A 13,793-nucleotide genomic window follows, 5' to 3' on the forward strand; every position below is an offset into this window, starting at 1 on the left:
CCGGCCCGGATCGGGGGTGAGGGTGCTGTGCTCGTGCGGCGGGTGGAGGAAGAGTGGCACCAAGGACGCGTACATGTCAGCGCCCCGAAGTGATGTTGGCTCAAAGATGACTGTCCGGTAAATGTTGCGGCGTCATGAACTGGCCTCGGAAGGCGGCTTGGACCTCGGATCCGGTGTCCGAGGTCCCGGCTGTGGAGCCTGCCGGGGGGTGGGCGATTTTCAGCCATCCGAGCGGCCGGATCGATGCCGTGGTCGCCATGGCAGGACGGCACGATGTCGACCGAAATCAGAAGGTTCGGCGGGCGGCCCGCCCCGGCCGCGGGCACCCCGCGGCGGCTCCTACGAGACCGCGCCGCCGCCCTCGCCCGACGGCGTCGCGCCGTTCCCGTGCCAGGTGTGCCACAGCGCCGCGTACGCCCCGCCGGCGGCGACCAGGTCGTCGTGGGTGCCCAGTTCGGTCAGGCGGCCGTCCTCCATGACGGCGACCCGGTCGGCGTCGTGGGCGGTGTGCAGGCGGTGGGCGATGGCGATGACCGTGCGGCCCCGCAGGACGGCGGCGAGGGCGCGCTCGGTGTGGCGGGCCGTGGCCGGGTCGAGCAACGCCGTGGCCTCGTCCAGGATCAGGGTGTGCGGATCGGCCAGCACCACGCGGGCCAGGGCGAGTTGCTGGGCCTGCGAGCCGTCGGTGCGGTGACCGGTCGCACCCAGCCCGGTGTCCAGGCCCTGCGGCAGTTCCCGTACCCAGGCGTCGGCCCCCACGGCCGCGAGGGCCGACCACAACTCCTCGTCGGTGGCACGGGGTTCGGCGATGCGCAGGTTGTCCCGGACCGTGCCGAGGAACACATGGTGCTCCTGGGTGACCAGGACGACCTGGCGGCGCAGCCGCTCCGGCTCCAGACCGGCCACGGGTACCCCGCCCACGGTGACCGAGCCCGCCGTCGGCGCGTCGACGCCGGCCAGCAGCCTGCTCAGCGTGGTCTTGCCCGCGCCGGACGGGCCGACCACCGCCAGCCGCTCCCCGGGACGCACCGTCAGGTCGACTCCGCGCAGCACCTCGCCGCCGCGTTCGTAGGCGTAGCGCGCCCCGGTCACGTCGATGCGGTCGTCCGCCGGTTCCGGTGAGCCGCCCGGTACGGCCTCCGGTGCCCGCGCCAGGCCCTCTACTCGCGCGAAGGAGGCCCCGCTGCTCTGCAGTTGCTCCACCCGCATCAGGATCTGGTCGAGGGGCTCGGTGAACTGCCGCAGATACAGCGCGGCGGCCACCACCGCGCCCAGGCTCATCGTCCCGCGCCCGTACAGCGCACCGCCCACCAGGAGCACCCCGGCCACGGGCAGGATGTACGACACCTCCACCGCCGGGAAGAACACGCTGCGCAGGAACAGCGTGTACAGGCGGGTGCGCCGGGACGTCTCCAGCGCGTCCCGGCTCGCCGCGACCCGCCGTCCGGCCAGGCGGAACGCCTCGACCGTACGGGCTCCGGAGGCGGTCGCCGCCAGCACCTCGGCCACCTCGGAGGTGGCCGCGCCCTCGGCGAGGTAGCCGTCCCGCGCCCGGCGCAGGTACCAGCGCAGCGCGAACCAGATCGGGGTCAGCGCCAGCACGCCCACGACGCCCAGCAGCGGGTCGAGCACGAACACCGCGACCAGCACGAACAGCGCCTCCATGCCGCACACCAGCAGCTCGGGCCCCACGTCGCGCAGCGTCGTGCCCACGGTGGCCACGTCGGCGGTGCCGCGCGTGGTCAGATCGCCGGTGCCGGCCCGCTCGACCACCGAGGCGGGCAGGCCCAGCGCCCGGCCGACGAACTCCTCGCGCACCCGGGCCAGCGTGCGTTCGCCGAAGCGGTGGCCCACGTACCGGGCCCAGCGCGCCAGCAGCAACTGCGCGAGCGCGCACACCAGGATGGCGAGCGCCATCCGGTCCACGGCGCCGACCCCGCCCCCGGCCCTCACGTGGTCCACGATCCGGCCGAGCAGCCAGGGCCCGGCGAGGCCGGCGACGGCGGCCAGCGCGTTCAGCGCCAGCACGGCCGCGAAGGCCCGCCGGTCCGCCCGGATCAGCCGCAGCGCCGCCCGCCGTACGTCCGCCGGTCCGGCGACCGGCAACCGTCCCGGAGCCCGATCCGTCACCGTGCTGCCTCCTGTGCGCTCAGGGTGTCGCCGTCCCCGGTGTCGCGCGCCACCAGCGCCCGGTAACCCGGTTCCGAGTCGAGCAGTTCGCGATGGCTGCCGCTGGCGGCGACCTTGCCGTCGACCAGGTAGTGGACGGTGTCGGCGTGGTCCAGCACCAGCGGGGAAGTGGTCGTGACGACCGTCGTGCGGCCCTCGCGGGCCCCGCGCAGCCGGTCGGCGACCGCGGCCTCGGTGTGCGCGTCGAGTGCCGAGGTGGGCTCCACGGCCAGCAGCACCTCCGGGTCGGCAAGCAGCGCCCGCACCAGCCGGACCCGCTGCCGCTGACCGCCGGAGAGACTGCGGCCCTGGGCGGTCACGGCCGAGTCGAGCCCGTCCGGCAGCCCCTGCACGACGTCCTCGGCGACGGCCGCGCGCACCGCCCGCGTCATCTCGGCGTCCGCGCGCTCCCGGCGCCCGCACACCAGCTCCCGCAGGGTCCCGGCGAACAGGTCGGCCTCGTTGTCGGCGATCAGGATCCGCTCCCGGACCCGGGGCAGCCCGATCGCGTCGAGCCGCAGCTCGCCCCAGGTGGCCGCGGACGGCTCGTACCGGCCCAGGCGGTCGACCACGGCCGCCGCGTCGGCGGGCCGGGCCCCGGCCAGCGCGGTCAGCCGGCCGGGCGCCACCCGGACCCCGGAGACCGGGTCGTACAGCACCGCCGGTTCGCCCGGCCCGTCGTGCGTTCCGGTGTCTTCCTCCGGTTGCACCCGCAACAGCCGTGCCACCCGGCGGGCGGCGACCACACCCCGGCCGAGCTGGTACCCCATGTCGACGAAGAACGCCACCGGCCCCACCAGCACCGCCACATAGCCGTACACCGACACCAGCTCGCCCACCGTGATCCGCCCCTCGGCGGCCAGCCGGGCCGCCAGCCAGGTCACCACGGCCAGGAACAGGGTCGGCAGGCCCACGCCGAAGGCCTGCATCCAGCTGGTCACCGCGCCCACCCGGTAGCCCTGCGCCCGCAGCCGCTGCGAGTCGCGGCGGAAGGCGTCCGCGAACAGCCCCTTGCCGCCGAGCCCGTTGAGGACTCGCAGCCCGCCCGCAAGGTCGTCGATCCGCGCGGTCAGCACGCGCTGCCGCTCCCGGTACTCGCCCTCCGTACCCTGCAACCGCCGCATCAGCGGCCCCACCAGCACGGCGATCAGCGGTACCCCGAGCAGGACGACGGCCGCCAACTGCGCCGAGACCGACAGCAGCAGCCCGGCCACGACCGCGTAGACCACGACCGAGCCGACCCCCGGGCCGACCACGGTCAGGCACGTGCTGATCGTCTGGACGTCGCCGACGCCGATCGTGACGACCTCCCCGGCCCCGACCCGGCGCGGCAGCGCGGCGCCCAGCCGGACCACGTGGTCGACGACGACCTTGACGGTGCGGAAGTTGGCGTCCATCCGCACCCGGGTCATCGTGCGGTGCCGCATCATGCTCAGCCAGGCGTTGAACACCCCGACCGCGAACAGCAGCCCGGTCCAGCCGGCCAGCGCGGCCATGTTCCCCCGCTGGAGTCCGTCGTCGATCGCCCGGGACATCAGGTACGGCGTGGCCGCGAGCAGCACCATCCACGCGCTGGCCAGGAGCGCCCCGGCCGCCGACCGGCCCGGCTGGCGCATCACCAGCCACCACAGATACCGCCATCCGCCCCGGCAGTCGGGTGTCCCGGGATCCTCATAGGCGTCGATCACCGTGTGTCCCGTCCCCTCAGGCCAGGCTGTCGCGCCAGGCGCGGTGCAGGTCCGCGAAGCGGCCCGTGCCCGCGACGAGTTCGGCCGGGGCGCCGTCCTCCACGATCCGGCCGTGCTCCATCACCAGCACCCGGTCGGCGATCTCCACGGTGGACAGCCGGTGGGCGATCACCACCGCCGTACGCCCCCGCAGCACCGTGGTCATCGCCGTCTGCACCGCCCGCTCGCCGGGCACGTCCAGCGAGCTGGTCGCCTCGTCGAGGATGAGCACCGCCGGATCGGCGAGCAACGCCCGTGCGAAGGAGACCAGTTGACGCTGGCCCGCGGAGATGCGGCCGCCCCGCTTGCGTACGTCCGTGTCGTAGCCGTCGGGCAGGGCGCTGATGAAGTCGTGCGCGCCGATCGCCTTCGCCGCCTGCTCGATCTCCTCACGGGTGGCGTCCGGGCGGCCGATCGCGATGTTCTCCGCGACCGTGCCGGAGAACAGGAAGGTCTCCTGCGTCACCATGACCACCCCGCGCCGCAGTTCGGACACGGCGAGTTCGCGCAGGTCCACCCCGTCGAGCAGCACCCGCCCCTCGGTGGGGTCGTAGAAGCGGGCCAGCAGCTTGGCCAGCGTGGACTTGCCCGCGCCGGTGGAGCCGACCACGGCGACGGTCTGCCCGGCCGGAACGACCAGCTCGAAGCGGGGCAGCACCTCGCCGCCCGTGCGGTAGCCGAAGCCGACCCCGTCGAAGACCACCTCGCGGCCGGGCAGGCCCGGCCTCGGCGCCGGGAGCGGCCGGGGCGCCGACGGCTCGGGCACGGACGGCGTCTGCGCCAGCAAACCCGCGATCTTCTCCAGCGACGCGGCCGCCGACTCGTAGGAGTTGAGGAACATGCCGAGCCGGTCGATGGGGTCGTACAGCCGGCGCAGGTACAGCACCGCCGCCGCCAGCACGCCCAGCTCCAGCGAGCCGTCCGTCACCCGGTAGGCGCCCCACAGCACGATCACCGCGACCGCCGTGTTGGCCACCAGCCGGGAGCCGACGACATAGCGGGCCATCTCCAGCAGGGCGTCGCCGTTGGTGCGCTCGTGGCGCCGGTTCAGGATCCGGAAACCGGCGTCGTTGGCGGCCTCGCGGCGGAACGCGCGCACCGGCCGGATGCCGTTCATCGTCTCCACGAACTTCACGATCACCGCGGCGATCGCGGTCGACCGCTCCTGGAACACCCGCCCCGCGCGCCGCCGGTACGCCCGGACCAGCACGTGCAGCGGCACGAAGGACGCCACCGCCACCGCGCCGAGACCCAGGTCCAGCCACAGCAGCATCGCCGAGATGCAGAAGAAGGACAGTACGACCGTGACGAGTTCCTGGAGCCCCTCGCTGAGCAGTTCGCGCAGCGACTCCACGTCCGTGGTGGAACGGGAGATCAGCCGGCCCGAGGTGTAGCGCTCGTGGAAGTCGACGCTGAGCGCCTGCCCCTGGCGGAAGATCCGGCCGCGCAGATCCAGCAGCACGTCCTGGTTGACCCGGGCCGAGGCGACGATGAACGCCCACTGGAGCGCGCCGGAGGCGAGCGCGCACAGCAGATAGCCGACCGCCACCGCGATCAGCGGGCCGCGGTCGTGGTCGCGGAACGCCGGTACGGCGGTGTCGATCGCGTACGCCACGAGCAGCGGGCCCGCCTGGACGGCCAGTTGCTGGAGCAGCAGCAGGAGCGTGGTGCCGGCGACCCGGGCCTTCATGGGTGTCAGCAGGGAGCGCAGCAGGGCGGACGTGGCGCCCGGCGGAGTGGGCAGGACGTCGCGGTCGAAGGGGTCGCGGGTGTCCTCGGGGCGAGGCGGGTCCTGTTCGTCGCCGGTGGTCCGGACGGGCTTCGTGGGTGCCGTCATCGCTCGTCGTCCTCCTCTTCCGGCGAGCGTCCGCCCGACATCAGATGGGCGTACTCGGTGTTGGTGCGCAGCAGTTCGTGGTGGGTGCCCACGGCGGTGATCCGGCCGCCGGAGAGCAGGGCGACCCGGTCGGCGAGCAGGACCGTGGAGGGGCGGTGCGCCACGATCAGGGCGGTGGTGTCGGTCAGCACCTGGCGCAGGGCCGCCTCCACGGCCGCCTCCGTGTGCACGTCCAGGGCGGACAGCGGGTCGTCCAGGATCAGGAACCGGGGCCCTCCGACGACGGCACGGGCCAGCGCGAGGCGCTGCCGCTGGCCGCCGGAGAGACTGAGGCCCTGCTCACCGACCTGGGTCGCGGTGCCCTGGGGGAGGGTGTGCGCGAAGCCGGCCTGGGCGACGGACAGCGCGCGGTCCAGTTCGGCGTCCCCGGCGCTGCCGTCGGCGCCCATCAGGACGTTGTCGCCGACGCTCGCCGAGAACAGGGTCGGCTCCTCGAAGGCCACCGCGACCATCGTGCGCAGTTCCTCGCGGGACATCGCGGTGATGTCCTCGCCGTCCAGCGTGATCCGCCCCGAGGTCACCTCGTGGAGGCGGGGGACCAGCGCCGTCAGGGTCGTCTTGCCGCTGCCGGTCGCCCCGACCAGGGCCATCGACTCACCGGGGCGGATGTGCAGGTCGATGCGGTCCAGGAGGGGCGGGGATCCGGGCGGGGCGTCGGGGTAGCGGAAGCGGACGTTGTCGAAGCGGAGCCCCTCGTGCGCCGGGCCGTCCGAGCCGCCGGCCGGCCCGGGCGTGCGCGCGCCGGGCGCCGCCGGGCGCCCCGACTCCGGTTCCGCGTCCATCACCTCGAAGTACCGCTCGGTCGCCGTCGCCGCCTCCTGGCTCATCGCCAGCAGGAAGCCGATCGACTCCACCGGCCAGCGCAGGGCGAGCGCCGTGGACAGGAAGGCGACCAGGGTCCCCGCCGAGAGACCGCCGGAGGCCACCTGCACCGAGCCCACCACCAGCGTGGCCCCGATGGCCACCTCCGGCAGGGTCATGATGACCGTCCAGATGGCCGCGAGCAGACGGGCCTTGTGCAGCTCCGTGCCCCGCAGGGTCCGCGACAGGTCGCGGAACGCCCGCGCCTGGCTGCGGTGCCGGCCGAACCCCTTGATGACGCGGACGCCGAGCACGCTCTCCTCGACCACCGTCGTCAGATCCCCGACCTGGTCCTGCGCCAGCCGCGCCACGTGCGCGTACCGCTTCTCGAACACCGCGCTGAAGGCGATCAGCGGCACGGCGGGCGCCAGCATCACCAGTCCGAGCGTCCAGTCCTGCATCAGCATGATGACCACGCCCACGAGGATGGTGACCCCGTTGACCAGCAGGAACATGAGCGGGAAGGCGAGGAACATGCGCAGCAGCATCAGGTCCGTCGTGCCCCGGGACAGCAACTGCCCCGACGCCCACCGGTCGTGGAAGGCGACCGGCAGCCGTTGCAGATGCCCGTACAGGTTCGCCCGCATCTCCGCCTCGACGTGCGACAGCGGCCGCGCCACCAGCCACCGCCGCAGCCCGAACAGTAGTGCCTCCCCGACCCCGAGCAGCAGCAGGTACAGCGCGCCGAGCCACACGCCGCGCGGATCCCGGTCGGCGATCGGCCCGTCCACCATCCACTTCAGGACGAGCGGGATCACCAGCCCCACGCAGGAGGCGACGATCGCGGTGGACGCGGCGATGAACAGCCGTATGCGGACCGGCCGCACATAGGGCCACAGGCGCAACAGGGTGCGGACGGCCGAACGGCCGGTCGGACCGGGGGGGCCGGTACGGTCCTCGGGGGTGTCAGGTGTCGTGGGCATCACGGGCGAGCCTACGGACCGGCACCGGCGCAGCCCACCGAGTTTTGACCGGACCGGACTCCGCCGCTGGTCCTACGACCTGCGTTTTCGACCGCGGGGACCACGTCGGACCCGGTCCGGTCGTAGGGCCGTATCAACCGATCGGCTGATACGGCATCGAGCGCGCCGGGCGATGTGCGCGGGCCCCGTCCGCCGGGATTCTGGTGCCATGTCCGTCATCGAAGTCAGCGAACTGCGCAAGTCCTACGGCGGCCGGACCGTCGTCGACGGCGTCTCCTTCGCCGTCGAGGAGGGCGAGATCTTCGGCATCCTCGGCCCGAACGGCGTCGGCAAGACCACCACCGTCGAGTGCGTCGAGGGCCTGCGCGTCCCCGACGCGGGCCGCGTCCGCGTCACCGGCCTCGACCCCGTCGCCGACCACGAACAGGTCGCCCGCGTGCTCGGTGCCCAGCTCCAGCAGAGCGAGTTGCAGGCCAAGCTCACCGTCCGCGAGGCGCTCCAGCTGTACGCGTCGTTCTACCCGGACCCGGCCGACTGGCGGCCACTGGCCGAACGCCTCGGCCTGACCGAGAAGCTCACCACCCGCTTCGCCAAGCTCTCCGGCGGCCAGAAGCAGCGGCTGTTCATCGCGCTCGCCCTCGTCGGCAACCCGCGGATCGTCGTCCTCGACGAACTGACCACCGGCCTGGACCCGCGCGCCCGCCGCGACACCTGGCAGCTCATCGAGGACGTCCGCGCGGGCGGTGTCACCGTGCTGCTGGTCACGCACTTCATGGAGGAGGCACAGCGGCTGTGCGACCGGATCGCCGTGATCGACCGGGGGCGGATCGCCGCCCTGGACACCCCGCAGGGCCTGATCCGGCGCTCGGCCGGCGCCACCGTCATCAGCTTCACCCCGTCCGCGCCGCTGGACGACCGTGACCTGAACGCGCTGCCCGAACTCGCCTCCATCGCCCGCAAGGACGGCCGGATCACCCTCTCCGGATCCGACGAGACCGTCAACGCCGTCATCACGCTGCTCGCCCGCCACCACATCACCGCCCATCAACTCCGCGTCGTCGACGCCACCCTCGACGACGCCTTCCTGGACCTGACGGAGGTCGGGGCATGAGCAACACCCTGGTCGACCCGGCCGTACTGCGCACCGAGATCCGGCTGTTCGGCCGTGAGCCCGGCGCGATCTTCTGGATTCTGCTGTTCCCCACCGTGCTCCTGGTGATCCTCGGCTCCATCCCGTCCTTCCGCCAGGCCGACCCGTCCTTCGGGGGCCTGCGTCCCATCGACGCCTACGTGCCGGTCACGGTGCTGCTCGGGCTGCTCCTCGGCGGACTCCAGGGCATGCCGCAGGTCCTCACCGGCTACCGCGAACGCGGCATCCTGCGCCGGATGTCCACCACCCCGGTCCGGCCCGCCGCCCTGCTGTCCGCGCACATGGTGGTGTTCGGGGGCGCGGCCCTGGCCTCGGCGCTGCTCGCGCTCACCGTCGGCCGGCTCGCCTTCGGCGTGACCCTGCCGAGGCAGCCGTTCGGCTACGTCCTCGCCCTGCTGCTGGCCGTGTCCGCCGCGCTCGCCCTGGGCGCGATGATCTCCGCGCTGTCCCGCACCACGCGGATCGCGGGCGCGATCGGGTCCGCGGCGCTCTTCCCGATGATGTTCAGCGCGGGCCTGTGGCTGCCGGTGCAGGCCATGCCGGACGTGCTCGCCCGGATCGTCGGCTTCACCCCGTTCGGCGCCGCCGCCCAGGCCCTGAACCAGGCCGCGGCGGGCCCCTGGCCGGGCTGGTCCCACCTGGGGGTGACGGCCGCGTGGACGGTGCTGCTCACCGCGGGGGCCGCACGCTGGTTCCGCTGGGAGTAAGCGGGCCGTGCCGGACACTGGTGGGATGACGTGCACGGCGTACGAGCAGCCCCGGGCCTCCTTCGACACCTGGGGGCCCTGGGCGCTGCTGGCCGCCAGTGTCGTCGCGGCGGCCCTGTCCGCGCGCCTGATCGGCATGGACCGGTCCGAGACGGCCGTCTCGGGCGTGCTCGTGGCCGCGGCGGTCGTGCTGCAGGTGGGCTGGGCGAGGGTGAAACGGAGGCGGCCGGGTCCGAGCCGTACCGGTGCCGGCCTCTATCTCCTGCGCTGGGCCATGGGCTTCGTGCTGACCTGGATCAATCCGTTCTTCGCCTTCTACGCCGTGACCGGCTACTACACCGCCGGCCGCGAGCTGCCCCGCCGCCTGGTGATGCCCGGTCTCCTCCTGACCGCCGTCACCATGTCCGGCAGCGAGATCGGCGGCATGCCGCCGCACGGGGTGATCCTGTGGCTCGGCTTCTTCCTGGTCCTGGCCATCAACATGTGCTTGGTCAGTGTGTTCACCCGGTATGCCGAGCAGGAGCAGGCCCGCGCCGCCGTCCAGGCCGACACCATCGCCGAACTGGAGCGCACCAACACGGCGTTGCAGCAGGCCCTCGACGAGAACGCGGCGCTGCACGCCCAACTCCTTGTTCAGGCGCGGGAGGCGGGTGTCGCCGACGAGCGCCGCCGGCTCGCGGCCGAGATCCACGACACCCTCGCGCAGGGCCTGACCGGGATCATCGCCCAGCTCCAGGTCGTCGCGAACGCCCCTGACCTGGACACCGCCCGCGTCCACCTGGAGCGTGCCTCCGGCCTGGCCCGGCACAGTCTCGGCGAGGCCCGCCGCTCGGTGCACAACCTCGCCCCGGTCGCCCTCGCCGACGACGGGCTGCCGGGGGCGCTGACGAAGACGGTCGCCGAATGGGGCGAACGCACCGGCGTACGGGCCGGCTTCACCGTCACCGGCACCGCCGAGCAGCTCCACGACGAGGTCTCGGCGACCCTGCTGCGCATCGCCCAGGAGTCCCTCTCCAACGCGGCCCGGCACGCCCGCCCGGCCCGGGTCGGGGTGACCCTGTCCTTCATGGGCGACGAGGTCACGCTGGACGTCCGCGACGACGGCACCGGCTTCGACCCGGCCGCCGTACCCGAGCGCACCCGCGGTGGCGGCTTCGGTCTGGACGGCATGCGGGCCCGCGCCGAGCGCATCGCGGGCTCCCTCACGGTCGAGTCGGAGCCGGGGCACGGCACGGCCGTCTCGGCTCGCGTACCGTTGGTGCGCCATGACCGATGACGCCGTGATCTCCCTGCTGATCGTCGACGACCATCCCGTCGTGCTCGACGGCCTGCGCGGCATGTTCGAGTCCGCGCCCGGATTCACCGTCCTCGCCGAGGCGCCGAACGGCGTCGAGGCGGTCCGGAAGGCCGCCGCGCTCGACCCGGACGTGATCCTGATGGACCTGCGCATGCCGGGCGGCTCCGGCGTGGACGCCATCCGGGAGCTGACCCGTCGCGGCGCCCGCTCCAAGGTGCTGGTCCTGACGACGTACGACACCGACTCCGACACCCTGCCCGCGATCGAGGCGGGCGCGACCGGCTATCTGCTCAAGGACGCCCCGCGCGACGAGCTGTTCACGGCCGTCCGCGCCGCGGCCGAGGGCCGTACGGTCCTCTCCCCGGCCGTGGCCTCCCGGCTGGTCTCGGCGGTCCGCGCGCCCGCCCCGGGCAAGGAGCCGCTCTCGGCCCGCGAGCGCGAGGTGCTGGCCCTGGTCGCCAGGGGCACCTCCAACCGGGAGATCGCCCGCGAGCTGTTCATCAGCGAGGCCACCGTGAAGACCCACCTCACCCACCTGTACGCCAAGCTCGGCGTCAAGGACCGCGCGGCGGCGGTCGCGGTCGCCTACGACCGGGGCATCCTCGGCTGAAAGTCCGATGAGCGGCCCTAGTCCACGACCCTGAGCAGCAGGACGCACCTCGCCGGCACCGTGATCGCGGCGGCCGAGGCGTGTTCCTCGCCCGGCGCCCGCGTCTGGTCCTCCCGCGAGGTGTCCACGACCACCTCGTACCGCCGCGCCCACGGCGGCCCCGGCAGGACGAAGTCCACCGGGCGGTCCCCGGCGTGCAGCACAGCGAGGAAGCTGTCGTCGACGATCGGGGCACCGCGCTCGTCGCGGCCCGGGATGTCCCGGCCGGACAGGTACATCCCCAGGGTGGCCGCGGGGGCGTACCAGTCCTGCTCCGTCATCTCCGTGCCGCACGGGGTGAACCAGGCCAGGTCCCGCAGCCCGTCCGCCGAGTGCGCGCGCCCCGAGAAGAACGCGCGGCGGCGCAGCACCGGGTGCCGGTGGCGCAACGCGATCAGACGGGAGGTCAGCTCCGACAGCTCCCGCCAGCCGGGGTCCTCGAGCAGGCTCCAGTCCAGCCAGCCCGTCTCGTTGTCCTGGCAGTAGGCGTTGTTGTTGCCGCCCTGGGTGCGCCCCAGCTCGTCGCCCGCGACCAGCATCGGCACACCCGTCGACAGCAGCAGGGTGGTCACGAGGTTGCGCAGCTGCCGGCGCCGCAGCGCCCGCACCCGCTCGTCGTCCGTCTCGCCCTCCGCCCCGCAGTTCCAGGACCGGTTGTCGTCGGTGCCGTCCCGGTTGCCCTCCCCGTTGGCCTCGTTGTGCTTGCGCTCGTAGGACACCAGGTCGCGCAGGGTGAAACCGTCGTGCGAGGTGACGAAGTTGACGGACGCGTAGGGGCGGCGGCCGCCCCAGGCGTACAGATCGCTGGAGCCGGACAGCCGGTAGCCCATCTCCCGCACGTCCGGCAGCGCGTGCCGCCAGAAGTCCCGCACCGTGTCGCGGTAGCGGTCGTTCCACTCCGTCCACAGCGGCGGGAAGGCGCCCACCTGGTAGCCGCCCGAGCCGACGTCCCACGGCTCGGCGATCAGCTTGACGCGGCGCAGCACCGGATCCTGCGCGATGACCGCGAGGAACGGCGAGAGCATGTCGACGTCGTGCATCGCGCGGGCCAAGGCGGCGGCGAGGTCGAAGCGGAAGCCGTCCACGCCCATCTCCGTCACCCAGTACCGCAGCGAGTCGGTGATCAGGCGCAGCACGTTCGGCTGGACCACGTGCAGGGTGTTGCCGCAGCCGGTGTAGTCGGCGTACCTGCGGGCGTCCGGCTGGAGGCGGTAGTAGCGCTGGTTGTCGACGCCCTTCAACGACAGTGTCGGGCCGTACTCGTTGGCCTCCGCCGTGTGGTTGTAGACCACGTCGAGGATCACCTCGATCCCGGCCGCGTGCAGGGCGCGCACCATCCGCTTGAACTCGCCCACCTGCGCTCCCGCGGTGCCGGAGGAGGCGTAGCCGGCGTGCGGGGCGAAGTAGCCGATCGAGTTGTAGCCCCAGTAGTTGCGCAGGCCGCGGCGCAGCAGATGGTCCTCGTGCGCGAACTGGTGCACCGGCAGCAGCTCCACCGCCGTCACGCCCAGCCTCACCAGGTGCTCGACCGCCGCCGGGTGGGCCAGACCCGCGTACGTCCCCCGCAGTTCCTCGGGGACCCCGGGGTGAAGCCTGGTGAAGCCGCGCACATGCAGTTCGTAGATCACCGAGTCCGCCCAGGGCGTGCCGGGGCGGCGGTCGTCGGACCAGTCGTCGTCATCGTGGACGACGACGCCCTTGGGCACGTACGGCGCGGAGTCCCGTTCGTCGCGCACGGTGTCCGCCACGTGCTGGTCCGGCCAGTCGCGTACGTGCCCGTAGACCTCCGGCGGCAGCCGGAACTCGCCGTCCACCGCAGGCGCGTACGGGTCGAGCAGCAGCTTCGCCGGGTTCCAGCGGGCGCCCGTCCACGGGTCCCAGCGGCCGTGCACGCGGTAGCCGTAGCGCTGCCCCGGCAGGATCCCGGGTATGAAACCGTGCCAGGTCTCGTGCGTCAGCTCGGTCAGCCGGACCCTCGTCTCCCTGGCGTCCGGGCCCGGACCGTCGAACAGGCACAGGTCGACGGCCTCCGCCCCGCCCGCCCACAGCGCGAAGCCGGTGCCGGCCGCCCCGTCGGGGCCCGCCCGGAAACGGGCGCCCAGTGGCGTCGGCGCACCTGGCCACACGGGCACGCCGGACGGCGGCGCGGCCCGCCGCACGCCGTTCACGGCGGCGGACGGCCGCTCCTCCCCGGTGGCGCGCCCGCCCGCCACCGCCTCCTGTTCGGCTGCGCTGGACACCAGGGCGGCCCCTTTATTCGGCTCTCTGCGGCTCTCTGCGACTCTGTGCGGCTCTTCCGGCTCGTGCCCGCCTCCGGCCCCGCCCCCCCCTGCGGCTGCCCCCCGGTCGCGGCTCCCCGTCGCGCGGTCCTCCCCTCTGTTCTGCCCAGAGCTTGCCTCGCACTCACGTTTCC

Annotated in this window: 9 protein-coding genes; 4 read left to right on the forward strand and 5 right to left on the reverse strand. The window is 73.4% G+C overall.

Annotated features, from left to right (window positions below; all coding sequences use genetic code 11):
- Nucleotides 1-339: 339 nt before the first annotated feature.
- From OIE49_RS24680 to OIE49_RS24695, 4 genes are read right to left on the reverse strand one after another with little or no spacing between them, the layout of a single operon-like run.
- Nucleotides 340-2,130, reverse strand: coding sequence for an ABC transporter ATP-binding protein (locus tag OIE49_RS24680; protein ID WP_326804183.1), 1,791 nt, complete (start codon nucleotides 2,128-2,130; stop codon nucleotides 340-342).
- Nucleotides 2,127-3,857, reverse strand: a complete 1,731-nt coding sequence (locus OIE49_RS24685; protein ID WP_326804184.1) for an ABC transporter ATP-binding protein — start codon at nucleotides 3,855-3,857, stop codon at nucleotides 2,127-2,129. Before OIE49_RS24685 ends, OIE49_RS24680 begins: the two co-directional genes overlap by 4 nt.
- Nucleotides 3,858-3,873: 16 nt before the next feature.
- On the reverse strand, nucleotides 3,874-5,733 hold the full coding sequence (locus OIE49_RS24690; RefSeq protein WP_326804185.1) for an ABC transporter ATP-binding protein: 1,860 nt from the start codon (nucleotides 5,731-5,733) through the stop codon (nucleotides 3,874-3,876).
- Nucleotides 5,730-7,577 (reverse strand): ABC transporter ATP-binding protein, encoded by a 1,848-nt coding sequence (locus tag OIE49_RS24695; protein ID WP_326804186.1) that lies wholly within the window; start codon nucleotides 7,575-7,577, stop codon nucleotides 5,730-5,732. Before OIE49_RS24695 ends, OIE49_RS24690 begins: the two co-directional genes overlap by 4 nt.
- Nucleotides 7,578-7,785: 208 nt before the next feature.
- On the opposite strand from OIE49_RS24695, the gene OIE49_RS24700 reads away from it, so the two are divergent.
- Genes OIE49_RS24700 through OIE49_RS24715 form a run of 4 tightly spaced genes read left to right on the forward strand, consistent with a single transcriptional unit; the run spans nucleotide 7,786 to nucleotide 11,341 of the window.
- On the forward strand, nucleotides 7,786-8,688 hold the full coding sequence (locus OIE49_RS24700) for an ABC transporter ATP-binding protein (protein ID WP_326804187.1): 903 nt from the start codon (nucleotides 7,786-7,788) through the stop codon (nucleotides 8,686-8,688).
- Nucleotides 8,685-9,434 carry an ABC transporter permease gene (locus tag OIE49_RS24705; RefSeq protein WP_326804188.1) on the forward strand — a complete coding sequence of 250 codons (750 nt, stop codon included), beginning with the start codon at nucleotides 8,685-8,687 and terminating at the stop codon, nucleotides 9,432-9,434. The genes OIE49_RS24700 and OIE49_RS24705 overlap by 4 nt, the downstream gene beginning before the upstream one ends.
- 25 nt (nucleotides 9,435-9,459) lie before the next feature.
- Entirely contained in the window at nucleotides 9,460-10,710 is a 1,251-nt protein-coding gene (locus tag OIE49_RS24710) for a sensor histidine kinase (protein ID WP_326804189.1), read from the forward strand.
- Nucleotides 10,700-11,341 (forward strand): response regulator transcription factor, encoded by a 642-nt coding sequence (locus OIE49_RS24715; protein WP_326804190.1) that lies wholly within the window; start codon nucleotides 10,700-10,702, stop codon nucleotides 11,339-11,341. The genes OIE49_RS24710 and OIE49_RS24715 overlap by 11 nt, the downstream gene beginning before the upstream one ends.
- A 17-nt stretch (nucleotides 11,342-11,358) precedes the next feature.
- Here the strand turns inward: OIE49_RS24715 and glgX are convergent, their stop codons facing one another.
- A complete protein-coding gene (glgX, locus tag OIE49_RS24720) occupies nucleotides 11,359-13,620 on the reverse strand; it encodes a glycogen debranching protein GlgX (RefSeq protein WP_326804191.1) in 2,262 nt (753 codons plus the stop codon).
- Nucleotides 13,621-13,793: the final 173 nt, after the last annotated feature.

The organism is Streptomyces sp. NBC_01788 (genome assembly GCF_035917575.1).
Classification (GTDB): domain Bacteria; phylum Actinomycetota; class Actinomycetes; order Streptomycetales; family Streptomycetaceae; genus Streptomyces.

Bases quoted from the DNA above. Each gene is read 5' to 3' on its own strand.
- OIE49_RS24690 (WP_326804185.1), bottom strand. From the start codon at position 5,733: ATGACGGCACCCACGAAGCCCGTCCGGACCACCGGCGACGAACAGGAC.
- OIE49_RS24695 (WP_326804186.1), bottom strand. From the start codon at position 7,577: ATGCCCACGACACCTGACACCCCCGAGGACCGTACCGGCCCCCCCGGT.
- OIE49_RS24715 (WP_326804190.1), top strand. From the start codon at position 10,700: ATGACCGATGACGCCGTGATCTCCCTGCTGATCGTCGACGACCATCCC.
- OIE49_RS24705 (WP_326804188.1), top strand. From the start codon at position 8,685: ATGAGCAACACCCTGGTCGACCCGGCCGTACTGCGCACCGAGATCCGG.
- OIE49_RS24710 (WP_326804189.1), top strand. From the start codon at position 9,460: ATGACGTGCACGGCGTACGAGCAGCCCCGGGCCTCCTTCGACACCTGG.
- OIE49_RS24700 (WP_326804187.1), top strand. From the start codon at position 7,786: ATGTCCGTCATCGAAGTCAGCGAACTGCGCAAGTCCTACGGCGGCCGG.